Source organism: Chryseolinea lacunae, assembly GCF_016735595.1.
In the GTDB taxonomy this organism is placed as follows: Bacteria; Bacteroidota; Bacteroidia; order Cytophagales; family Cyclobacteriaceae; genus Chryseolinea; species Chryseolinea lacunae.
Genome location: NZ_JAERRB010000003.1, coordinates 404450 through 428299, shown reverse-complemented (window position 1 = coordinate 428299; position 23850 = coordinate 404450). Strand labels below are relative to the sequence as shown.

At 50.9% G+C, this 23850-nt stretch carries 19 protein-coding genes; 14 read left to right on the top strand and 5 right to left on the bottom strand.

Going from position 1 to position 23850, the window contains the following annotated elements:
• Nucleotides 1–190: 190 nt before the first annotated feature.
• Nucleotides 191–478, top strand: coding sequence for a hypothetical protein (locus JI741_RS11030; RefSeq protein WP_202009222.1), 288 nt, complete (start codon nucleotides 191–193; stop codon nucleotides 476–478).
• 18 nt (nucleotides 479–496) lie between these two features.
• Here JI741_RS11030 and JI741_RS11025 read toward each other — a convergent pair whose 3' ends face one another.
• From JI741_RS11025 to JI741_RS11015, 3 genes are all read right to left on the bottom strand, one after another.
• A complete protein-coding gene (locus tag JI741_RS11025; RefSeq protein WP_202009220.1) occupies nucleotides 497–880 on the bottom strand; it encodes a hypothetical protein in 384 nt (127 codons plus the stop codon).
• A 125-nt stretch (nucleotides 881–1005) separates the two neighbouring features.
• A complete protein-coding gene (locus JI741_RS11020; RefSeq protein WP_202009218.1) occupies nucleotides 1006–1617 on the bottom strand; it encodes a thioredoxin family protein in 612 nt (203 codons plus the stop codon).
• A 12-nt stretch (nucleotides 1618–1629) separates the two neighbouring features.
• A complete protein-coding gene (locus JI741_RS11015; RefSeq protein WP_236675999.1) occupies nucleotides 1630–2070 on the bottom strand; it encodes a TlpA family protein disulfide reductase in 441 nt (146 codons plus the stop codon).
• A 389-nt stretch (nucleotides 2071–2459) separates the two neighbouring features.
• On the opposite strand from JI741_RS11015, the gene JI741_RS11010 reads away from it, so the two are divergent.
• Together JI741_RS11010 and JI741_RS11005 are read left to right on the top strand one after the other, a co-directional pair.
• Complete coding sequence (locus JI741_RS11010) at nucleotides 2460–3407, top strand: NAD(P)H-dependent flavin oxidoreductase (RefSeq protein ID WP_202009214.1); 948 nt, start codon at nucleotides 2460–2462, stop codon at nucleotides 3405–3407.
• Nucleotides 3404–3796, top strand: coding sequence for a VOC family protein (locus JI741_RS11005; protein ID WP_202009204.1), 393 nt, complete (start codon nucleotides 3404–3406; stop codon nucleotides 3794–3796). Before JI741_RS11010 ends, JI741_RS11005 begins: the two co-directional genes overlap by 4 nt.
• A 4-nt stretch (nucleotides 3797–3800) precedes the next feature.
• On the opposite strand, the gene JI741_RS11000 is transcribed toward JI741_RS11005, so the two are convergent.
• A complete protein-coding gene (locus tag JI741_RS11000) occupies nucleotides 3801–4061 on the bottom strand; it encodes a hypothetical protein (RefSeq protein ID WP_202009196.1) in 261 nt (86 codons plus the stop codon).
• A gap of 145 nt (nucleotides 4062–4206) precedes the next feature.
• Here JI741_RS11000 and recG point away from each other — a divergent pair, with 145 nt between their 5' ends.
• The 10 genes from recG (at nucleotide 4207) to JI741_RS32495 (ending at nucleotide 20877) form a co-directional block, all read left to right on the top strand.
• Nucleotides 4207–6300, top strand: coding sequence for an ATP-dependent DNA helicase RecG (gene recG / locus JI741_RS10995; protein ID WP_202009194.1), 2094 nt, complete (start codon nucleotides 4207–4209; stop codon nucleotides 6298–6300).
• Nucleotides 6301–6356: 56 nt separating this feature from the next.
• The gene (locus JI741_RS10990) at nucleotides 6357–9134 is read left to right on the top strand and encodes a triple tyrosine motif-containing protein (protein WP_202009192.1); all 2778 of its coding nucleotides are present in this window, start codon (nucleotides 6357–6359) and stop codon (nucleotides 9132–9134) included.
• Nucleotides 9135–9323: 189 nt separating this feature from the next.
• The gene (locus tag JI741_RS10985) at nucleotides 9324–11981 is read left to right on the top strand and encodes a PAS domain-containing sensor histidine kinase (RefSeq protein WP_202009190.1); all 2658 of its coding nucleotides are present in this window, start codon (nucleotides 9324–9326) and stop codon (nucleotides 11979–11981) included.
• Between the two features lie 31 nt (nucleotides 11982–12012).
• Complete coding sequence (locus JI741_RS10980) at nucleotides 12013–12528, top strand: DinB family protein (RefSeq protein WP_202009188.1); 516 nt, start codon at nucleotides 12013–12015, stop codon at nucleotides 12526–12528.
• A 3-nt stretch (nucleotides 12529–12531) separates the two neighbouring features.
• Nucleotides 12532–13824, top strand: a complete 1293-nt coding sequence (locus JI741_RS10975) for a D-alanyl-D-alanine carboxypeptidase/D-alanyl-D-alanine-endopeptidase (protein ID WP_202009186.1) — start codon at nucleotides 12532–12534, stop codon at nucleotides 13822–13824.
• Nucleotides 13811–15091 carry a glycoside hydrolase family 3 protein gene (locus tag JI741_RS10970; protein ID WP_202009184.1) on the top strand — a complete coding sequence of 427 codons (1281 nt, stop codon included), beginning with the start codon at nucleotides 13811–13813 and terminating at the stop codon, nucleotides 15089–15091. Before JI741_RS10975 ends, JI741_RS10970 begins: the two co-directional genes overlap by 14 nt.
• A 53-nt stretch (nucleotides 15092–15144) precedes the next feature.
• Nucleotides 15145–15960 (top strand): N-formylglutamate amidohydrolase, encoded by an 816-nt coding sequence (locus tag JI741_RS10965; RefSeq protein WP_202009182.1) that lies wholly within the window; start codon nucleotides 15145–15147, stop codon nucleotides 15958–15960.
• Entirely contained in the window at nucleotides 15957–17318 is a 1362-nt protein-coding gene (hutF, locus tag JI741_RS10960) for a formimidoylglutamate deiminase (protein ID WP_202009180.1), read from the top strand. The genes JI741_RS10965 and hutF overlap by 4 nt, the downstream gene beginning before the upstream one ends.
• A gap of 339 nt (nucleotides 17319–17657) precedes the next feature.
• Complete coding sequence (locus tag JI741_RS10955; protein WP_202009178.1) at nucleotides 17658–20576, top strand: DEAD/DEAH box helicase; 2919 nt, start codon at nucleotides 17658–17660, stop codon at nucleotides 20574–20576.
• 157 nt (nucleotides 20577–20733) lie between these two features.
• Nucleotides 20734–20877 carry a hypothetical protein gene (locus JI741_RS32495; RefSeq protein ID WP_236675998.1) on the top strand — a complete coding sequence of 48 codons (144 nt, stop codon included), beginning with the start codon at nucleotides 20734–20736 and terminating at the stop codon, nucleotides 20875–20877.
• A gap of 4 nt (nucleotides 20878–20881) precedes the next feature.
• On the opposite strand, the gene JI741_RS10950 is transcribed toward JI741_RS32495, so the two are convergent.
• The gene (locus JI741_RS10950) at nucleotides 20882–23245 is read right to left on the bottom strand and encodes a S9 family peptidase (RefSeq protein WP_202009176.1); all 2364 of its coding nucleotides are present in this window, start codon (nucleotides 23243–23245) and stop codon (nucleotides 20882–20884) included.
• Between the two features lie 60 nt (nucleotides 23246–23305).
• Here JI741_RS10950 and JI741_RS10945 point away from each other — a divergent pair, with 60 nt between their 5' ends.
• Entirely contained in the window at nucleotides 23306–23812 is a 507-nt protein-coding gene (locus JI741_RS10945) for a GNAT family N-acetyltransferase (RefSeq protein WP_202009174.1), read from the top strand.
• Nucleotides 23813–23850 lie beyond the last annotated feature (38 nt).

The following is a 23850-nucleotide window of genomic DNA, read 5'->3' as shown; positions in this document are numbered from 1 at the left end:
GAACGAACAAAGCCCTGGATGTTTCCGGGGCTTTTTGCTTTTTGGGGTTGTTCACATTTGTAAAACAGGCTGTTCATTTTTCAACAAATCGCGGGCATCAAAAAATTGAAAAAGGCTTAAATGAGCAGTATGCAAAGGTTCGCCGATGTTGCATCATTTTTGGTATGGGTAGTGTAAAAATCTAAAACCTATGCAAAGCCGAGGCCTCACCACCGTTTTGATCGTGTTGTTGTTTGTGTTCACCTTTCCAATCTGGATTGGAATTGCCGGCGCGCTCTTCGGCGTGATTGTGGGCTTGTTTGGTGCCGTGTTCGGCATCATTGGCGGAATTTTCGGCGCAATTTTCGGAATGCTTGGCGCACTGTTTGGCTGGGCATTTGGTTGGCACTGGCCGTTCGGATTTCATTGGCCCTCGTTCACCACCATCCTCATCATTGCGTTGGTTGTTGCGTTGATAAGTCGTTCCAGGAAAATATAGAAACAAAAAAAAGCACCCCTATGTGACGGGGTGCTTATTGTAAAGACTTGGATTGAGAAAGTATCGCGAGTAGACCGGATACTGATTCACTTTTCGGAGCTCCGGTCTGGTGCGGTTCACGAATACCACTCTGTATTGAAACTCATAGCCCTTGTCGACGCGAATGTCTTTGCGCACGATATACCATTGTTTGTTCCAGGGATTGAGCACTTTCACTTCCAGGTGAAAAAGTCCGGGAGTGCTTCGAACGCGTACAAATTTTCCGGGTTGTTTGTTGTAGAGTTTTCCGTTCACATACACCTGCATGGTGGTTCCCTTCTCTGACTGAACGGCAATACCCGAATCGTATGCCAGCGCCGGCAAGGCCGAGGCGAGCAAGAGCACTAAAGTCAACCTGTTCATGGTAGTAGTTCTGTTTCCCTTGTAATTGCAAGGTCCGTGCCATCGTTTGTGTGCACGAAAAAGAAACAGAAGTTATTTCACCTCCGGGCATGAACTATTTTCAGGTATGACCTGGAGACGAACGATCAGGAATTTTTCCACTTGATGCCGCAGCCGATCGCCTTTGTTTTGGCGGTGGGCACGGGCTTGTTTTGCAGCAGGGCGTTGACGGCATCTTCAACATATTTTTTGCTGGCGGCCGACGCGTCGCGTGTGTTGTTGTCGATGGTGCCGATGTAGGCTACCTTAAATTCGTTGCCTTCTTTCTTCAAGACAAACACGTGCGGTGTGTTGGAGGCACCAAAGGCTTTGGCTACTTCTTGCGACGCATCTACGAGATAGGGAAAATCGTAGTGTTTGCTTTTTGCCTGCGCAGCCATCTCCTCGAAAGAATCGCCTGGCGATTGCTGAGGATCGTTAGGATTGATGGCGATGACGGGAAAACCTTGCGAAGCGAATTTTTTATTCAGGCCAACGATGCGGTCGTTATAGGCGCGCGAATAGGGACACGTGTTGCAATCGAAAATGACGATGGCGCCTTTGGCACTTTTGAAATCAGACAACGCCACCATTTTGCCATCCACATTCTTGAGGCTGAAGTCCGAAACGGAATCGCCAAGCTGATACGAGGACGTGGCGGAAACGAACAGAAACGCTGCGCCGATCACAACGGCCAGGAATTTGATTTTCGTTTTCATAGAGATGATGTTTTATTGTTTCACTTCTGCTATTAGCTTTTCAAGATCGCCATCGTGAAGCTCTTTGTCCAGAAATTTTCGATGACCGTTTTTCGGGTTGATGATTAGTGTGGCCGGAATGGCACCACCCCAGCCTTTGTCCACTTTGTCGATCCACGAATTATAATCGATTTCGTCCAGGAGCAGCACGGTGGCCTTCATGTTTTTGCGGGCCACGAAGGCGTTCACCTTCTCGAGCTTGTCGGCAAAGTCGAGGTTGATGAGCGTTACGTTCACATCGGCGTTGTCGGCATTCAATTTTTCAAGGAGGGGAAGTTCCTTTACGCAAGGCGCGCACCATGTTGCCCAAAAGTTTATGATCTGCACTTTATCTGACGGGGCGTTGATGAGGGCTTCGAGCTTGTCAATTTTAATGACCTGGGTCTGGCTCCAAGCCGTTGTTTGTGAAGCCAAAAACAAAACGAGGAAGGTTAGTATTCGCATGATCTGTATGAACTGAAATTTGATCAGGTAGTTTTCAAAAACGTGGAAATTCTTTTCAGAAACCCGCGTAAGATTTCGAGGGGAAAATAGACAAAAACGTTAGGATTCAAGGACTTAGAAAGAATCAAAATAGTGACAAAAAGATGTCCACAAAAAAAGACACTTATCCACATTACCTGATTATTATGCATTAATTACGTGACTATCAAATACATACATGACCTTTTATTAATCAATTCTTTGTGGACAACTTAAATCGACCAAAAAAGCAAGTGTTGGAAGTGGCATAATTTCTAAATTTCAGATATTCAGATGCCTAGAAAAAAAAATGTATTGGAACACCCATTTTTAGCCAAATTATGAAGGACCAACCGAACCGCGTTTCCCAACTTTTCAACATTCAATACCCCATTATTCAGGCTGGTATGGTTTGGTGCAGTGGCTGGCGGCTCGCGTCGGCGGTGAGCCAGGCCGGCGGGCTCGGAATTCTTGGCGCGGGCTCTATGCACCCCGAAGTGTTGCGCGAGCACATCCGGAAATGCAAGGTGGCAACGGACCGGCCATTTGGCGTTAACGTTCCCTTGCTCTATCCGGAGATGGACAAGATCATGGCCATTCTGGTGGAGGAGCAGGTGAAGATCGTGTTCACGTCGGCGGGCAACCCGTCGTTGTGGACAAGTTTTTTGAAAGAGCGGGGCATCATCGTCGTGCACGTGGTGTCGAGCGTGAAGTTTGCGCGCAAGGCGCAGCAGGCGGGTGTTGACGCGGTGGTGGCCGAAGGCTTTGAGGCAGGCGGCCACAACGGTCGCGAAGAAACCACCACGCTGGTGCTCATTCCCATGGTGCGCGAAGCCATCTCAATTCCACTGTTGGCGGCGGGCGGCATTGCTTCGGGGCGAACCATGCTGGCCGCTGAAATTCTGGGTGCGGAAGGTTCGCAGATTGGAAGCCGCTTTGCCGTGAGCACGGAGTCGTCGGCACACGAAAATTTTAAACAACGAATTCTCGACGCTGGCGAAGGCGACACGATTGTTACCCTGAAGCAGCTAACACCTGTAAGGCTCATCAAAAATAAATTCTATCAGCAAGTGCAGGAGGCTGAATTGAAGGGAGCGTCGAAAGAAACGCTGGATGATTTGTTGGGAAAGCGACGTTCGCGTCACGGCATTTTTGAGGGCGACCTCGACGAAGGTGAACTGGAGATTGGCCAGGTGTCGGCCGCCTTAAACAAGATTGAGAGCGCAGCCGAAATCGTTAAAGATGTTTGGGACGAATACTGTGCTTTGAAAAAATCAATGTGCGCATGAAGTTCAGCAAAATCAAAGAAACGTGTCTGTATGTTCATGACCTCGAGAAAGCAAAGGCATTCTATCATGGGCTACTGGCTTTGCCGGTGATCAGCTATGTGGAGGGAAAACACATTTTCTTCCGGGCAGGCAGTTCGGTGCTGCTGTGTTTTGATCCCGACGATTCGAAAACCAAAACCAGTCCACCGCCGCACTATGCAGAGGGCAAACAGCATTTCGCGTTCGAAGTGGCGATGGCCGACTATGCGGATGTGAAGGCTGAAATAGAAAGTAAAGGCATTGCCATTATCGACCGCGTCGTGTGGAGCAGTGGACGGGAGTCGTTCTATTTCAACGATTGGGAAGGCAATATTCTGGAAGTGTTGCCGGATGCCGGCATTTGGGAGTGATGGCTTAGCGGTCTACCGACTCTACTTCGCGATCTTTTTCCTTTTTGGTTTTTCTAGCTGGAATGACCTCCAAACCATAGACGTGATCGAACCAGGTTTCGTAGTCTTTGAACTGGATACAGTTACTCACCAGTTTATCGTCGATGAGGATCTTGATAAACAATTCGCGGTTGATGGTTTGCAAGAGCTTTTCCATCTGGTCTTTTGGTAGCGCGCTCACTTGCACGTACTCTATTCCCTTGTATACTGTCGACTTAACTTTCATGGGCTGCACGGATCTGAATAACACTTAAACAAGTTTAGTAACCTGTAGTTTAATCGCGGTGCAAATTTAATACAGAAAAAATTTAGCATTGGCATGTGACAACGCATTATATTTTTAATTTTTGTCCAATGACACATTACTGTCCATGACCGGGTATTTTGAGACGTCGATCGAATTTCTGAAGGGAGTGGGTCCACAGCGTGCGGCTATGCTGAGCAAGGAGCTCAAGATTTTTACGTATGCCGATCTCATACAACACTATCCATTTCGCTATGAAGACCGCACCCGGTTCTATGCCATTCGCGAGTTGAATGAAGAGATGCCCTTTGTGCAGGTCAAAGGTAAGATCAAAAGTAAGGAGTTGGTGGGCACGGGTTTCAAGAAAAGGCTCGTAGCGCACTTTGCAGACGATAGCGGAGAGATGGAGCTTGTGTGGTTTCAGGGCATCAACTGGATTGCCGACAAGTTGAAGCCTGGAGCCGACTATGTTGCTTTTGGCAAACCTGCGCGCTTTGGCAGCACCTTCAGCATTGCGCACCCGGAAGTGGAACCCCTAACTGAAAACAATGAGAAGGGTGGCTTTCTTCATCCAGTATATCCGCTCTCCGAAAAATTAAGAACAAGAAAGATCGACAGCAAAACACTTGCGCGCATCATGCACCAGCTTCTCACGTTGTCGGAGAACAGAATTCGCGAAACGCTTCCCAAGAGCATCCTAACAAACAATAGTCTTGTTTCGAAGAAAGATGCCCTGCTCAACATTCACTTTCCAACAAGCCACGAAGCGCTTGCCAGCGCGCAGCACCGGTTGAAGTTTGAAGAACTCTTCTACATACAGCTCCGTCTGCTGAAGATGAAGCTGATCCGCCAGGAAAAAATGAGAGGCCAGATTTTTCAGGATGCTTCTTTGCTCACACGTTTTTATCACGACCACTTGCCCTTTCCGCTCACCAACGCGCAAAAGAAAGTTATCAAAGAAATCTATGCCGACCTGAAGTCGGGTCTGCAAATGAACCGGTTGTTGCAAGGCGACGTGGGCAGTGGCAAAACCATTGTAGGTTTCATCTGCATGCTCATTGCCGTGAGCGCCGGCGCCCAATGTGCCCTGATGGCACCCACAGAAATTCTGGCACAACAGCACTACAAAAGTCTGAAGCGGTATGCCGACATGATGGACATCTCCATTGCATTGCTGACGGGCTCCACTAAAAAACCCGAACGAAAAAAAATACACGAAGCCCTTCAAAGCGGGGCCATGAACATTTTGATTGGCACCCATGCCCTGTTGGAGGAAGAAGTGCAGTTCAAGAATCTTGGGCTCTCTATCGTTGACGAGCAACACCGGTTTGGGGTGGCCCAGCGTTCGAAGCTGTGGCAGAAAAACGCCTCGGTCTATCCACACGTGCTGGTGATGACGGCCACCCCCATTCCGCGTACACTGGCCATGACGTTGTATGGCGACCTGGACGTTTCGGTGATAGACGAACTGCCGGCGGGCCGCAAGCCCATCAAGACGATGCACCGGTTCGATTCGCACCGGCTGCAGGTGAACCAGTTTTTGAGAGACCAGGTGCAACTTGGCCGGCAGATCTATATTGTATATCCCCTCATCGACGAATCGGAAAAGCTTGACCTGAAGCATTTGATGGATGGCTACGAAAGTGTGACCCGCGCCTTTCCCGACTACCCGATCAGCATTCTGCACGGCAAGATGAAACCCGAAGCCAAAGACTACGAAATGAAGCGCTTTGCCAAGGGCGAAACAAAAATGATGATTGCCACCACCGTCATTGAAGTGGGCGTGGATGTGCCAAACGCCTCGGTGATGGTGATCGAAAATGCCGAACGTTTTGGACTCTCACAATTGCACCAGCTGCGCGGTCGGGTGGGGCGGGGCGCGGAGCAGTCGTATTGTATTTTGATGACCGACTTCAAGCTGAGCGCCGATTCGAAAACGCGATTGGAAACCATGGTGAGAACCAACAACGGGTTCGACATTGCCGAAACCGATTTGAAACTGCGAGGCCCCGGCGACCTGATGGGCACACAGCAAAGCGGCGTGCTGGATTTGCTGATAGCCGACCTGGGCAAAGACGGCGCGTTGCTGGTGCAGGCGCGCGAACAAGCCATTGCCTTGCTGAAAGACGATCCGGAATTGGTGAAGCCCGAACACAGCGCCATCAAAATACAAATCGAATCGCGACGCACCAGCCCGTTGAATTGGAGTCGCATCAGCTAGAGCCTCTATTAGGTTTGCGGCCATGCATTTGCTAATTTTGAACGGAGCCTGAACCCATGCGTCAACTTTTTTTGGCTGTATTCCTTGTCGGTGTTTTTAATCTCTACGGACAAACCGGCAACTATTTCCTTTCGCACTTTTCTCCTTCCGAAAAGCGATACGACAACGTTTGTTTTGCCATGGTGCAAAACGAACAAGGCCTCCTGTATTTTGCAACCCGCAGCGGCGTGCTGGAATTTGACGGACGAAACTGGAACCTGATTCCCGGCAAGGGCGCTATCTACTCTTTGCAAATCAACGAACACGGCGAAATGTTTTGGGCAGGTGCCGAAGGCTATGGCAAACTGGAAGCCAACGGCAACGGATTTCTGCAACTGAAAACATGGTCGAAGCCAGACGTGAAAGATGTGTTTCAGTGCCTGGTGGTGAAAGACAAAGTCTACTTCCTTGCCGACGATGCATTGTTTATGCACAAAGAAGCCGACAAGCCCGTGCGGTTGCAGGCTGGCGAAACTACCGGGGCGTTCACGGGTCTGTCAGAAATTTTTGGGATGATCTACGTCAACACCGAACAAGGTGTCAGGAAGGTGGAGAAAAATCAGCTGGTGCCCGCGTCGCTCAACCAGGCCGACGATGACATTATTTTTACAAGTGCCTATCAAAACATGTATATGGTGGGGCTGGCCAACAACAAGATCTATTTATGTGGCGAGAATTTGCGCCTGCGCGAAATGGTGCTGGAAGACCAGCCCTATGTTTCGGCCAACGTGATGGTGAGTGGCACCTGGGTGAACCGCGACTTGTTTGTGTTGGGCACGCTGCGCGGGGGTTTGGTTTTTGTGCATGCGGCCACCGGTAAAACACAGGAAATCATAAACTACAATACGGGTCTGCCCGACAACGAAGTGTTTGCCCTGATGAACGACAAGAGCCAGAGCATTTGGCTGGCTCATGAATATGGGTTCACGCGCGTGTCGCCCTATCTGCCCTTTCGGTCGTTCAGTCACTATGCCGGCCTGGAAGGTAATTTGCTTTGCGCCCGTGCTTTTCAGGACAAGGTTTATGTGGGCACATCGCTGGGGTTGTATGTGCTGGAGAAGGAGGAGCTCTACGAAGAGATTGTTCACTACGACTACGCAGAAGTGAAAACGGCAAAGCCCGCAAAGAAAACGGAACCCTTGCTCCCCTCTACGGCAAAGACCCAATCAAAGCCCGAAGATGCGAAGCCCGCACCGGCTGAGGCACAATCGAAACGAAGAGGAATTCTTTGGTTCCTGAAGCGCAAGCGAGCCGAGTCGACCCCCGCAGAAACCACAACGCCACCGTCGGATGAATTTGACAAAAAGCCTGAGCCGACCAAAGACGGAAGCAACCCCACGCTAAAGCCTGCATACCAGCGCATCAAAAAAGTGGAGCGCGTGCTGCGGAGTGCGTATTATGCCTACAAAAAAGTTTCGGGTATCGATGCCAAGATCACCCGTTTGGTGGAAACCGATGGTCAGCTGATCGCCGCTGGTTTAGGAGGGGCATACGCAATCAGGGGTTTGCAGGCGCAGGCCCTGGTGGAGGAGCCGGTGCGTTCGGTGTTTCACGCTGCGGGCGAAAAAATACTCTTCATCTCTACCTACAAAGATCAGCTGCTCACCCTGGCGTTGACAGACCAAGGCACCTGGGAAGAAAACTACATGCTCGACGAATTGGACGAGCCGATCAGTTTTGTTTTCAAAGGAAAGGAACATGAGTTCTGGTTGTGTGGTGTAGACAAAATCTACCGTTTGGAAATTGCCGATCAAACGGTTCTGTCGCTTGAATCGATTGCCGTGAGCAATCCCAATTTCGATGCGTTGGCCGGCCTCTATCATGGCAACAGCGCCGTGGTGATAAACGCACAAGGTTTCTTCAGATACGATCGTGCGCAAAAAGCCTTTGTGCACATCGACACCCTGGCCAAGCCCATTCAATATTTTGCCAGCGAAAGCGACATCTGGTTTCGCGACACCCACCGATGGAATTTGTTTGGACAACATCCGGGCCAAAGCAACTTGCGCCTGTTGAACTTGTTCAACGACCTGCGTTTTATCAGCGCCGATCCGAATTCGGAAAACCTGTGGGTTATCACGGGCAACAATGAACTCTATAAGTTTTTTGGAGAAAAATTCACACCCTACGAAGCGGGCTATCCGCTGTTGTTAAAAACCATTCGTAACGAAGCGCAGCAAGTGCGCAGCGGCTCACCGCAGTTCGATCAGCAAAAAAGCTCCATCACATTCGAGATTGTGCAGCCCGACTATCTGGCTTCGAAAGCCATCGAGTATCGCTATAAGCTATCGGGACTTGACAAAGAATGGTCGGAGTGGTCGGATAGCTACAACATTGTGAACTTTCCCTATCTGCCCTCGGGCGAGTATGGATTGCAAGCACAGGCCAAAGACATTTTTGGCAATGTGAAAGACCTCCCGCCGGTTTCGTTCGAAGTGCTGCCGCCCTATTGGAAACGTCCATGGTTCTATGCCCTGGAGTTTGCGTTGTTTGCTTCGCTGGTGTTGTTGTCGTTCCGGCTCAGTTCGCGCTACATGTTCATCAGCCGTATTCTTTCGTTGCTCACCATCATTTTGCTGATACAGTTTATTCAAACGGCGATCTCCGAAACCTTTGAAACGCGGACCAGCCCCGTGAAAGATTTCCTTGTGCAGGTGCTTGTGGCTTTTCTTATTCTGCCTGTTGAAGGCTATTTACGCAAACACATGCTGCGGTCGTTGGCCCGCAACACCGCCTTGCACCGCTTTGTGAAACCCAAAACCATAAAGGTGGAAGAGAAGCCGGAGAAGAACTAAAAATCACTAACTTCATATACATACGATTGACCTGCGGGTCACTTTATTTCCGTTGGGTGACGAGTTGATGCAGGGGATAGACATTCAGACCGAATTCTGCAAGCCCTGTTTTCACGCGTGGCGTTTTGCAGTTTGGATCCTCTGAGGTTGTTATCTTGAATCGGAAAAATTCTAAGCAGCAGTGTGCCCATGAAGCAAAAGCAAACTCACGAACTGAACGCTCAAAGTTTTCGCGCACTGATTGAACACGCCCACGAGGGAATTGTGATCTATGATCTGAAGGGCCGGATCAGGTTTGCTTCGGCGGGTGTTAAAAAAATTGCTGGCTACCAGGAGGCAGAACTGCTGGGGAAATCCGGGAAAACATTTCTTCATCCCCACGATGCCGTAGACGCCGCAAAAGCATTCGACAAACTGTTGCCAAAGCCGGGCAAGAGCATCACCATTCTGCAACGCATTCGCCACAAGAAGGGCCACTACTTCTGGTCGGAATCTACCCTCACCAACTTTGCACACCTGCCCGAAATAAAAGGGGTGGTGTCGAATTTTCGCGACGTCACCGAAAAGCTGAAGGCAGACGAAGCGGCGCAGCAGAGTCGCGAGCTCCTGGAGACCATTAACCGGAATGTGTCGGAAGGAATTTTCATGGGCATTTTAGGCACACGCTTTATCTATGTGAACGACGCCTTTGTGAAAATGATGGGCTATCGATCGGCAAACGAATTGCTGAAGAAAAATTTCTCGGACCTCTTTCCGGCCAAACACGACTACAACAAATGCCGCAAACTGCTCGAGCAGGTTTCGGTGTTGAAGGATAAGGAAATGACTTTTCATCGGAAGAACGGCGACAAGTTCTGTGGCATTCTCAACATAAGCCTGCTGAAACACGAAGGCAAACACGACCAGTTTGTGGGCAGCATCCGCGACATCACGCGCGAGAAAAAAGTGGAACTCGACCTGCTGGAGTCGCGAAATTTTTTGAAGAACACCGTCGACACCGTGGCGGCACCATTGTTTGTGAAAGATCACCGCCATCGGTGGGTGATGATGAACGAACAGTTTTGCCGCCTGATAGGCCGTACAAAAAAAGAAATGACGGGCAAAACCGATCGCGATTTCCTGTCGGCCGCCGAAGCAAAAGTTTTCTGGAACATCGACAACGCCGTGCTGAAAACGGGCAAGACCATTGTGAACCAGGAGCGCATCACATCGGCCAAAGAGGGCGTGCGCGATTTGCTGACAGTGAAGTCGCGCTATGTGAACGAGCGGGGCGAGGCCTACATCATTGGCTTCATAACCGACATCACGGCCGTGAACGAGGTGAAGGAACGCATGAGCGAGCTCAATGCCAACCTGCGCGGCGTGATGGAAAGCACACGCGAATCGATCTATGCCGTAGACACCAAGCTGCGCTACATCACGTTCAACGAAAATCACAAACGCGTGATGAAGCTTCTCTATGGCTGCACCATCAAACCTGGCGACGACATGATGAAACTGCTGCGGCCTTCGCCCGACAGTGTGTGGATACACGAAGAGATTCTGAAGGCCGTGAACGGAAACATTTTTGTGTCGGAGCATTACCTGCAATACCCAAAATACAAAGGCTACATCCAAACCACCTACAATCCCATTCGCGACGAGAACAACCAGGTGAAGGGGGTGGCGGTTTTTGTGAAAGAGATAACGGAGCGTAAACGATTCGAACACATCATTCAATCTATCAACGCCAACCTGCACGCCGTGATGGAAAGCACGGCCGACAGAATTCTGGCTGTAGACATGAAGTTTCGCTATATCATGTTTAACCGCCCACATGCCGACTCGATTAAGCGACTCTTCAACAAAGACCTGAAGGAAGGCGACAACATCCTGAAAGTGCTGCCGCCCGAGCTGGCAAAAATTGCGCGACGCGAGATCACACGGGCCATGAAAGGAAAACAGTTTTCTATCGAGACCCAGATTCCGAACATGAGCATTCTTGAAACCACCTACAACCCGATCTACGACGAACACAAAGGGATCACCGGCGTGGCCCTCTTTATCCGGAATGTGACAGAACGCAAGCGCATCGAAGAGCAAATGAAAAGCCTGAACGAAGAACTGATGCAGCAAAATTTTCAGCTCGCGGCCCAGGAAGAAGAGTTGAAGGCCACACTCGAAGAACTTTCGGAGCGCAATTTTGAGCTGGACCAGTTGATGTACAAAACGTCGCACGATCTGCGTTCGCCCCTCAGCTCCATCATGGGCCTGGTGAATCTGGCACACCTGGACCGCGATCCGGAAAGTCGCGACAACTACCTTGCAAAAATTGAAGGGCGCATAAAAAAGCTCGACGAATTTATCCGCTCCATGCTGGACTATGCGCGCGTGAACCGGGTGGAGGTGGCCCCGGAATATATCGACCTGCAAATGCTGGTGCAGAACAGTTTGCGCGAGCTGGAATATCTCGACAACTTCGCCGCGGTGCACGCCGATGTGCAGGTGAAAAACAAAGTGCCCTTCAAAAGCGACGCCCTGCGGGTGAAGGTGATTTTCAGCAACATCATTTCTAACGCCTACAAATATTTTAACCCCGACGTGCAGAGCTTCCTCTCAATCCGCATCGAGGTGACAGCCACACAGGCCCGCATCGATTTTCGCGACAACGGCATTGGCATAAAGCCCGAATACATGAACAAGATCTTCAACATGTTCTATCGGGCCACCGATCGCTCGCAGGGCTCGGGTTTGGGCATGTATATTGTGAAGCAAGCCGTTGAAAAATTGAACGGCACCATTGCTATCGACAGCGAATATGCCAAAGGCACGCACATCGTGGTGACATTGCCCAACCGGGGGCGGTGAAAAATCTGTATTCTTCCTTATTTTTGAACGTATGACAAAACCCGATCTCCAGGCTGTTCCGGCGGCCTTTAAACATTACGTCGACAACGTGAAGGACCAGGACATGATGGAAGCGTTGAAAGATTCCAATCGCGAGTTCCTGGCCCTCATCAAATCGCTTCCGGAGGAAAAAGGAACCTATGCCTATGCACCGGGCAAATGGACCATCAAAGAAATGCTTTGCCACATGCAGGACGCCGAGCGCATTTTTGCCTACCGCGCCTTGCGGTTTGCCCGCAACGACAGCACGGCGTTGCCCGGCTTCGACGAAAATGCCTATGCACCCGAAGCCAATGCACACTCCAGAACACTCGCGCAGCTGGTGCGCGAATTGGAAACGCTTCGCCAAACCACAATCGACTTGTTTGCCGCCTTCACACCCGACATGCTGCAACGCAAGGGCAAAGCCAGCGACAAGGAAGTGTCGGTGCTGAACCTGGGCTACATCATTTCGGGTCATGAAACGCATCACCGGAAAGTTTTGATCGAACGCTATCTTTCCAAATAGGGCATGCGAAAATTCTGGTGGCTGGCCTTCGTTTTTTGTTCGGAACTCTTTTTTTCCTGCTCGCCCATTGCGCCGCGCAAGCTCAACAAGATGCTTCGGGCAACGGAAGCGAAATTTCAAGACCATACGGGCTTCATGCTCTATGATCTTCAGGACAAGAAAACGATCTATGCCTACAACGAAGCCAAATATTTCACACCCGCTTCCAACACAAAGATCTTCACCTTCTTCACGGCCCTGAACGTGCTGGGCGATTCGCTGCCCGGGCTGCGTTATGTTGAACACGGCGATTCACTGATATTCTGGGGAACAGGCGACCCTACTTTTCTTTACAAGAATGTGTTCAACAATGGCCGCATCTTTTCTTTTCTTGCTTCCCGCACGGCAAAGCTCTATTTCTCGGCTTCAAACTATAACACCACGGCCTTTGGCCCGGGCTGGGCGTGGGACGACTTCAACAGCTCGTATTCGCCGGAACGCTCGCCGTTTCCCATTTATGGCAACATCGCGTCGTTGGTGGCGCAGGGAGACAAAGCAGCGATTGCACCCCGTTTTTTCAGAAACAACGTGAACGTGGGGCAGCCGGAAGCCAATCCGCGGTTAACCCGAAAGCCCGAAAACAACGATTTCACGTTCTATCCGGCGAATTCTAAAAAATTTGTAGACGATATTCCATTTCACGTAGATGCTGACATCGCCACGCAATTGCTGGCCGACACCTTGAAACGAAGCGTGAAAAGAATAGACAAATCGCTTTCAAAGGACGCAAAAACGATCTACAACATGCCGGTAGACAGTGCTTACCGTGTGATGATGCAGGAAAGCGACAATTTTATTGCAGAACAGCTCTTGCTGATGAGTGCGGGCGTGCTGAGCGATAGCCTGCAGCCCGAAATCGCCATTCGCCACATGAAAAAAAACTTGCTGAACGACCTGCCCGACGTGCCCGAATGGGTTGACGGCTCGGGCCTGTCGCGCTACAATCTGTTCACGCCGCGGTCGGTAGTGAAGCTTTGGGAAAAAATCTATGCCCGGGTGCCACGCGAACGTCTTTTCCCCTTGCTGGTGACGGGCGGCAAACCCGGAACCCTGCGCAATTGGTATAAAGCCGACAAGCCCTATGTTTTTGGAAAGACCGGCTCGTTGAGCAACAACCATTGCCTGAGCGGCTTTTTGGTGACGAAACGTGGAAAGACCGTTGTGTTTTCGTTCATGAACAGTAACTATACCGTGGCCTCGAACGAGATCCGGAAAAACATGCAGACCCTTTTGAATCTAATCTATGAGAACTATTAAAGCACACTTTTTCAAAATCGCACTGACAGCGCTGCTGTTGCTGACAAAAAATTTCACGGCATCGGCGCAAGCCCTCGACAGCCTGGATGTGAAGATCGGGCAAATGATCCTTATCGGCTTTCCGGGTCCGGCGGTAGATGCCAAAGTGCTTGACGAAGTGAAACGCGGCATGGTGGGTTCCATCATTCTGTTTGAGAAAAACATTCCCGCAAAAAATTCATTTGTCGACCTCAAAAAAATTGTGTGGACCTATCAACACGCAGCACCCATACCCTTGTTTGTGGGCATCGACCAGGAGGGAGGACGTGTGAATCGGTTGAAAGATAAATACGGTTTCCCCCGTTCCATCACTGCGGCGGCCATGGGCAAGTCGCCTACGCTTGACTCGGTGCGTTTCTATGGCGAGGCTACCGCGTCGACCTTGGCTGGTCTGGGCATAAACGTGAACTTTGCACCGGTGGTGGATCTGGCGTCGAATCCGAACAACCCGATCATTGCAAAATTTGGTAGAGCGTTTTCGGCCAACGAAGACTCGGTGGCGCTGCTCGCGAAAGAATACATCAAGGCGCACCATCGCTATGGCGTGCTCACATCGCTGAAACATTTTCCCGGCCACGGAAGCTCGAAAGACGACACACACCTGGGCATTGCCGACGTGACCAACACGTGGGAAGAGCGTGAGCTGAAACCTTACCAGGTGCTGATCGACTCGGGCTATGCCGACGCCGTGATGACCTCGCACATTGTGAACCGGAAGCTCGACAAAGCCGGCAACCCCGGCACACTCTCGGCCGACATCCTCACCGGTGTGCTGCGAAACAAACTCAAGTTCGGCGGCGTGATCTTCACCGACGACATGCAGATGCACGCCATCACAAAACACTACGGGCTCGAAGAAGCGATTCGGTTGGCCATTAACGGCGGCGTAGACATCATGACATTCTCCAACAACATATCGGGCAGCGACCAACGCACCGTAGATGCCGTGCACAGCATTATCCGCAAAATGGTGGAGAAGGGCGAAATTAAAAAAGAGAGAATAGACGAGAGCTACCGCCGCGTGATGAAACTGAAATCGCAGCTCAATGCAGGCGACCGCGCCACCTACTATCAGCAACAATTGGGAAAAGCCAACGTAGCCGTGGAGGAAGCCAACCAGCGCGCAAAACAAACTTTGCTGGAAGCACAGGCCATGGTCGAAAAAGTGAAACAGGAAGCGGCCGCAGCGCAGCAACCCAAAAAGAAGAAAAAACGGAAGAAGGACTGAGCTCCACCACCAAAACAGAAATGAAGCGCTGTTGTTAACCCGATAAAGAAAGCATGGAACCCTATGTGATACATGCGCCGACTGTTGAGCCGGTGCCCATTCTGGTGAGTGTGCCCCATTGCGGCACAGCATTTCCCGATGAACTGAAAGGGCAATTCGACGCGGACCTCACAACCGCCCCCGACGACACGGACTGGTTTGTGAACAAGCTCTACGACTTTGCACCACACCTGGGTATGACCCTGGTGACTGCAACGTATAGCCGTTGGGTGATAGACCTGAACCGCGACCCCCAAAGCAAACCACTCTACACCGACGGCCGCATCATTACCGGCCTTTGCCCCACCACCACATTTTTGGGCGAACCGCTTTATGTCGACAAACGAACCGAGGTTACGGCCGAAGAAACAGAGCGCAGACTGCAAAGCTATTACTGGCCCTATCACCATCAGCTTCAGCAAAAGCTGCACGATCTGAAAACAACCTTTGGAAAAGTGTTGCTGTGGGATTGCCATTCTATCCGTCAATACGTTCAGACGATCTATAAAGAAAATTTTCCCGACCTCATTCTGGGCGACGCAGACGGCACCTCGGCAGCACCGGCGGTTATCGAAACGGCGTATCGGCAACTGGGATCGGGACCGTATTCACTCAGTCACAACTTTCCCTTTAAAGGTGGATTCATCACACGGCACTATGGCAAACCGTTGGAGCATCAATATGCCTTGCAACTGGAGATGAGCAAGATCCGCTACATGAACGATACCGAAACCCTCTACGACGAAACACGGGCCAACGCCATGCGCGCGCTGTTGGAAAAAACATTGATGGCCCTTGTTGAATTGCTCCAACCGAAACGGACATCATGAAGTATTATAAATTCAAAGGCCTGTTGCAGGAAAACCAGTGGCTTGTTCCCGCCTTTGTGGGCGTTGACGAAAAAGGATGCGTGCAGTATTTGTCGAACCAGCCTCCTGCCGAAGTGGTGGCCTATGAGGCCGTGAGTGGCTATGCCATTCCAGGTTTTCAAAATGCACATTCGCATGCATTTCAGTTTGCCATGGCCGGCATGGCCGAACAACACGCGCCCGGCACACGCGACGATTTCTGGAGCTGGCGCGAAGCCATGTATAAATGCGCGCTCAGTCTCGATCCCGACCAGATTGAAGCGGTGGCTGCAATGCTCTATGCCGAAATGCTTCGCCGCGGCTACACCAGCGTGGCAGAGTTCCACTACCTGCACCACGATACCGATGGAAAGCCCTATGCCAACTGGGCAGAAACAGGCGAACGTCTGGTGGCTGCAGCAAAAACGGCGGGCATAAAAATAACACTGGTCCCAGTGTTTTATCAGAAGGGAAATTTTGGCGAAGATCCACAGCCGCGCCAGCGACGATTTATTTCGCGCACCCTCGACGACTACCTTCACCTGCTCGACGACTCGTCAGCCGCGGTATTGAACTATGACGATGCGCGCCTGGGCTTTGGCGTTCATTCGCTTCGCGCAGTGGAAGCGCGCGATGTGATTGCCACGTTCAGCGATGGCCCCACCAATATTCCATTTCACCTGCATGCCGCGGAGCAATTGAAAGAGGTTGCCGACTGTGAAGCTTATCTGAAAACACGACCGGTGCAATGGCTCACCGACAACCTTCCCGTAAACAATCGGTTTCACATTGTGCACTGCACGCACATGACCGATGCTGAAATGTCGGCGTTGGCAAATTCGGGTGCACACGCGGTGCTTTGTCCGGGCACAGAAGGAAATCTGGGCGATGGCATTTTCAGGCTCACAGACTATGCGAAGGCTGGCGGCAATTTTTCGATCGGAACCGACAGTCACATCAGTCTGAACCCGTTAGAAGATTTGCGTTGGCTTGACTATGCGCAACGGTTCACCACACACCAGCGCAACACATTTGACGATGGCGCGCAAACCCTGTTCACCAAAACACTCACTGGTGGAAGACGCGCCATGTCTACGGATGCAGCATCACAATTTTTTGCGTTGCAAATGCCGTTCGACGCCGTGGTGTTCGATGCTGCCAATCCGTTTCTGGCACGTCTGCCGCAACACCTGTTGCCTTCGCTGCTCTACACGGCCGACAGTGGCGCGTTGCTGGGCACGTTGGTGAATGGAAAATGGGTGGTGAAGAACCAGGCGCACGCTGCCGCAGATGTTATACGGCCCGGCTTCAAAGCCGCGATGAAAAAACTTCTACGGTAAAAAACACCAATAAATTTATTTCACGAAACAACTCTTCCTGTCACTGCAAATTTGGTGCAGTGGTGCGATTTAACTTGGCCGGCAAAAGTCGATCGGTTGCTGGCGTTTCTGGTCTACCGTTGGAGGTAATTTGTTTTTAAATTTTCCAACGATTGTGCCGTAGACCATTGCACATAAAATATTATTCACCGTTAAAAAAATTTGTCAATCTGCTCTGAAAAAATATTCCATCCATTGCACGCATAAAAATAGCTTTGGCAGCCCAAAATCATAGGCAATAGCCTTTCGTTCTTGCGCCACACGGTAGATTGTTATATTTGCGCGCAAGAACCAGACAGGATGCTTTTTGACGAAGAATTGCCCAAGCCCAAAGTGGCCGCCCGACCCACCTTGCCAAAGGGGACCGTGATTGACTATGAAATCGGTTTTTTATTCAACTTCGCATCCGGCAAATCCACACGGTTCGATCTGGAGCCTGTGTTGATCTTTAAACGAAACGTGGGCACGGAATATCGCCGTGTGTCGCTTCAGTCAGACATTGCCCTCGCTAACCTGCAGCCGCTGAGCGACAGCCTCTACAAAGACTTCCTGGCTTTTTCGGACAACAATCTTTTGGATTGGATGACCAACACCGGCAATCGTTTTCTCCGCAATCATTCAGGATCGTGGGCGCACGTGTCGGCCAAGGAGCTGCTGAACCTGCGCAAACATTATCGCGACCTGTTGGAGAAACTCTGGCCTGCATTGAACGACTGGCCCAACTTGCTTATTCACAAAGCCGGTCGCTTCAACAACACACAACAACAATTTGTGAAGCTTGGCAAAGACGTGGCCATTCGCTTCACCGCCGATCGCAAAGGCGACAGCATCGTGTTGAATCTCGTGCTCACCCTCGATGGACGCGTGGCCGACATCAACCTGCTGGGCGGCTTCATGCTCGAGAAAGACGGCCTGCTCTATCTGCCCACCGATGCGCGCATGCTGGCGTGGATAGACATGTTCAAGAAAGGACCGCTCATCTTCCCGCTGTCGATAAAAAAAGAAGTGGTGTTGAAATACATCACGCCGTGGATGCAGCACTATAATGTGACCATCAGCGAAAAGCTGAACATCGCCATCACATCGCTCGAACAACAGCCCGGCGTTTTTCTGAGCGAGCTCAACGAAAGCAACCTCATGATCCGCCCGCAGTTTTCGTACGACGAAACCGACGTGGATTATAGCGAAGAACCCTATCTGGTGAAAGAGGAAGGCGATGCCATCAAAATCATACAGCGCAACAAAGACGAAGAGAAAAAACTATACGAGTATCTGCGCACGCTGCACAACTCTTTCAAGAACCAACGCAACAATCCTTACTATTACCTGCCGTTCGACGAAGTGATGAAGCGAGGCTGGTTCATCACCATGATGCGCAAGGTGGCCGACCAGGGCTATGGCGTTCATGGCTTGCACGAGCTAAAGAAGTTCAGATACACCACACAAATTCCGAAGTTTACGATTGCCGTGGGTGTGCAACCCGACTGGTTCGAACTGAAAGTAACCATTCAATGGGGCGAACACCTGGTGAGCCTAAAAGAAATTCGTCACGCCATTTTGAACCGGCAAGACACCATTATGCTGGAAGACGGCACGCTGGGTCACATTCCGGAAGAATGGATTGGACAATATAGTTTGTTACTGCGCACAGGTTCGGAAGACAACGGCACGTTGCGTGTGAGCAAGCTGCACTATACGCTGATGGAGGACATCCTCGACAAGATCGACGACAAAACCGTGCAGCAAGATATCGAAGCCCGCAAGCGCAAGCTGCTGGACTACGACAACATCCAGAAGACAGCGCTTTCTACGGAGATAAAAGCATCGCTGCGTCCCTATCAGCAATCGGGTTTTCACTGGCTACAGGCGCTTGACGAGCTGGGTTGGGGTGGATGCTTGGCCGACGACATGGGGCTTGGAAAAACCTTACAAACCATTTCCTTTCTGCAATACGTGAAAGAGAAATATCCTGGCAGCACACAACTGGTGGTGTGTCCCACGTCGCTGATTTTTAACTGGGAAAACGAATTGCAGAAGTTTTGTCCGTCGCTGAAATTCTATACACACTATGGTTTGCAACGCACCTTCACCGAAACACATTTTGCAGACTACGATGTTGTGTTGACCACCTATGGCGTGGTGCGCAACGACCTGGAAGAACTGAAGGAGTTTCTCTGGCAATACGTTATTCTCGACGAAAGTCAGGCTATCAAAAACCCGGATGCTCGTGTCACAAAAGCCATTGTGCAGCTTCATGCGGTGAACCGTGTGATCCTGAGCGGAACACCCATTCAAAACAACACGTCCGATCTTTTTGCACAGTTCAACTTCCTGAACCCCGGGCTGCTGGGCTCGCGCGAATTTTTTAACCGCGAGTTTGCTACACCCATCGACAAGCAAGGAAACAAAGAGAAGACGCAACACCTGAAGAAACTGATTCACCCGTTCACGCTGCGGCGCACCAAAGAGCAGGTGGCCAAAGACCTTCCCGACAAAACCGTGATGGTGCAGTGGTGCACGATGGACAACGAACAACGCCGCATCTACAACGACTATCGCGATCGCTATAAGAGCGCGTTGATGAAAAAAATAGACGAAGAGGGCATGGGCAAATCGGGCATGTATGTGCTGGAAGGTCTGCTGCGATTAAGACAGATTTGCGACCACCCCGCGCTGGTAGAAAAAACGGAAGACGCGGTGGTGAAACCTTCGGTGAAAATTGAAGAACTCACCCGCGAGATGCGCGAGAACGCCGGCGATCACAAGTTCCTCATCTTCTCGCAATTCACAGAAATGCTACACCTGATCCGCGACGAATTTGACGCGTCGGGCATCACCTATTGCTACCTCGACGGAAGCACGCCGCTGAACAAGCGGAAAGATGAGGTTGAAAAGTTCACACAAGACACCAACATCAAAGCCTTCCTCATTTCGCTGAAAGCCGGCGGTGTGGGGCTCAACCTCACTGTGGCCGACTATGTTTATCTCGTTGACCCCTGGTGGAACCCCGCGGCCGAGCAACAGGCCATTGACCGCGCACACCGCATTGGCCAGACGCGCAAAGTGTTTGCCTATAAAATGATTTGCAAAGACACGGTGGAGGAAAAAATTCTCCAGTTGCAGGAACGGAAAAAGATGCTGGCCGACGATCTTATCCAGGAAGATTCGGGCTTCGTGAAAAATCTTTCGCGCGAAGACGTGGAGTTCCTGTTTGGATAAGCCACTCGTTCAAATTTTTTGATCCCATTTTTCACTGCAATCCTGTTTCAGTGGTCCGCTTTATACTTGCTCTTGCCGAACGATGCGTCGGCCTCCGGCATTTTCTGCACCCCGAAACATGAACCCCACATCTACCCGAACTCTTTTGCGTGTTGTTGTGATCTTACTCATCACAATCTTGATCGCCGAGATCTTTCTCATCACGCGCAGCCGCGACGCCCTGGCGAAAGAACTTCACAAAGCGCGCACAGAAAACAAGATGTTGCAACAAGACCTCGACGTGTGCGAGGCACGGCGCTAGCACACTAGGGCTTCTTCAAATTTGTTTCGAACAATTTCAGAATGCGCTTGTATTCGTCTTTCCAGCTGCTGGGCTCCACAAAGCCGTGGTCTTCCATCGGATAGACGGCCAGTTCCCAATTGTCTTTGCCCAACTCGATGAGCCGTTGCGTGAGGCGCACGGCATCCTGAAAATGCACGTTCACATCCACCATGCCGTGGCAAATGAGAAGCGAGCCTTTCAACCCTTGGGCATGATAGAGGGGCGAACTTTTTGCATAGGCCAGGCTGTCGTTTTGAGGCAGGTTCAGAATGCTGCCGGTGTAGGGCTGATTGTAGTGTGCCCAGTCTGTTACCGGCCGCAATGCCGCTCCGGCGGCAAACACATCGGGTGTGGTGAACATGGCCATTAGGGTGATGAACCCGCCATAGGACCCGCCGTAGACACCAATCCGTTTTGGATCGACGCCGTGCTGGTCTACGAGGAACTTTGCACCATCAAGATTGTCTGTAAGATCTTTTCCACCCATGTGTCGATAGATGCCGGTGCGCCAATCGCGGCCATAGCCTGCGCTAGCGCGATAGTCCATGTCGAGCACGGTATAGCCCAGGTCGGTGAGCAGGTTGTGAAACATGTATTCGCGGAAATAGCTGCTCCACCATTTGTGTGCATTCTGAAGATAGCCCGCGCCGTGCACAAACACCACAGCCGCACCGTTGGGATTCTTGGGTTTGTAGAGTCGCGCATAAATGTCTTTTGCATCGCGCGCCTTCACGGTCACAAGCTCGGGGTCGCGCCAAGGATAGGATTTAAATTCGGCGCTAAGCGACTGTGTGATCTGACGTGGTTTTGCACCGGGTTTGTTTTCCATCACAAACAATTCCCAGGGCTTGTTGCTATAGGAATAGCGCAATGCAATTTGTTTTTCGTCGGGCGAGAGAAACATTTCGTAGGCTCCCACCAGCGAGGTGAGGCGTTCGGGTTTTCCGCCGGTGGCGGCAAGACGATAGAGTTGTTTCTCGCCGGGGTGAACTTCGTTGGTGATGAGGTAGAAAAATTTCTTGTTAGCCGAGAGCACTACTTGCTGCACTTCGAAGGCTCCGGAGGTGAGCGCCTTTTTTGTTTTGGTAGTGACGTCGAGCGTGTACAAATGAAAATAGCCCGACGTTTCAGACACAAACCAAAGCTGGTTGTCGACCGTCCAGCCCATAGCGAAATTGCCAAAGCCTGTTCCGCTGATCCATGCTTCGTCGTGTTCGCGCGAAAGCACGGTGAGTTTTTGAGTGGCCGGATCGAGCAATGTGATCCAGCGGTCTTTATAGTCAAGCGAGTTGATCACCACCACGCAGTGTTTTCCATCGTCAGACCAGCTCACGTTTGCCACGCTCACCGCGCGTTGTGGGGCAGACTTTGATTTCTTTTCCTTATCGCTTTCCTTGTCTTTTTCTTTTTGGGGATAGTCTTTTGCAAAGGTCAACGTGTCTTTCAATCCGGGCAGGTCATCCATTTTCACCTGAAGCACAGTGTCTCCGGCAACATTGTAGACGTAGAAGTCGGAAGCGTTAAGTGGCGCGCCTACTTTTGGACGCGCAAAAATATCTTCCGTGAACCCCGACGTTGTCACATAGTTTGGAACAATGCTGCTCTTTGGGTTGGCGGCTTTGGTGATGCGATAGGTAACAAATTTTCCATCGGGACTCACCTGCACAAGGTCGGCGGTTTTGTCGTCGAGATAGATCTTCTTGGGTCGCTTTGGTTCCTGGGCTTTTTGATTTTTGAGATTGAGCTGGCGTTTGGTGTCGCGTTCTTTCAACACCTCGAAATAAGCAAGCTGATCTTGCCGCAGCCATTTGTCCTGGTCGGTATAGGTGGGCGTGTTCTTCTTTCCTTCTTTGAAGTCGGTGAGTTGCGTGAAAGTGCCGGTTTCAATAGACCAGCTGAAGGTGTTGAGACCGGCATTGAACAGGATTTCTTTTTCGTTGCCCGAGAACACGGGCGAAAATTCGCGTTGCACGGTGTTCGAAATCTGAATCGTTTTGCCGGTGGCCACGGTGAGCAAAAAGATGTCGCCGTTTTTTTCGTAGGCATAGCGGGTATTGCCCTTGTTAAACTTTCCACCAAAGGCGGGCAGGTTTATGCGTTCGGCGCGCGAGGTCTTGTGGGGTGTCAGGTTTTGGAGGGTCACGGAATACAGGGAATCGGCCAGAGCATTTTCCGGATTCCAGTTGAAGTAGATTGTTTTGCTGTCGGGCGACCAATTGACGGCCGAGGGAGCGATGCCGATCCACTTGGGGTCGCGCATAATTTTTTCGACGGTGAGTTTATCGAGCGTAGATTGCCCGGTTGCAGCGAACGCTGCAAACAGCAGGAACAGGGTTAGGCGAAACATGGAGACTTATTTTTGGCCAAGATAATGCAAAGGAATATTTTCAAACTAATTTTTACACGAATGATAGACATAGCAATACGACCCATACGGCGCGACGATGATGTGGCTATGGCAAAGGTTATCCGAACGGTAATGCCCGAGTTTGGTGCGGGCGGCGCAGGCTTTGCCATTCACGATCCCGAAGTAGACAACATGACGGAGGCCTATTCGAAACCCCGCTGTGCCTACTTTGTTTGTGTGGCGAACAAGGCCGTGGTGGGCGGCGGAGGCATTGCCCCGCTGGCCGGAGGAAACGCCGACACATGCGAATTGAAGAAGATGTATTTTCTTCCCGCGGGCCGCGGGCAGGGCTGGGGCCAGAATGTTTTGCTGGCCTGCATCGACGCAGCACGGACCGTAGGCTTTCGCTATTGCTACCTCGAAACATTCAACACCATGAAGGGCGCCATGAAACTCTACGAACGAAACGGCTTCCTGAAAATTCCGGGGCCACTGGGAAACACCGGCCACTTTGCATGCGACACCTTCTACCAACTGGACCTTCAAAAGCCTGCAATTGCAAAATAAAAAATCCATCTCCTGTCAAAGCAAGAGATGGATTGTAG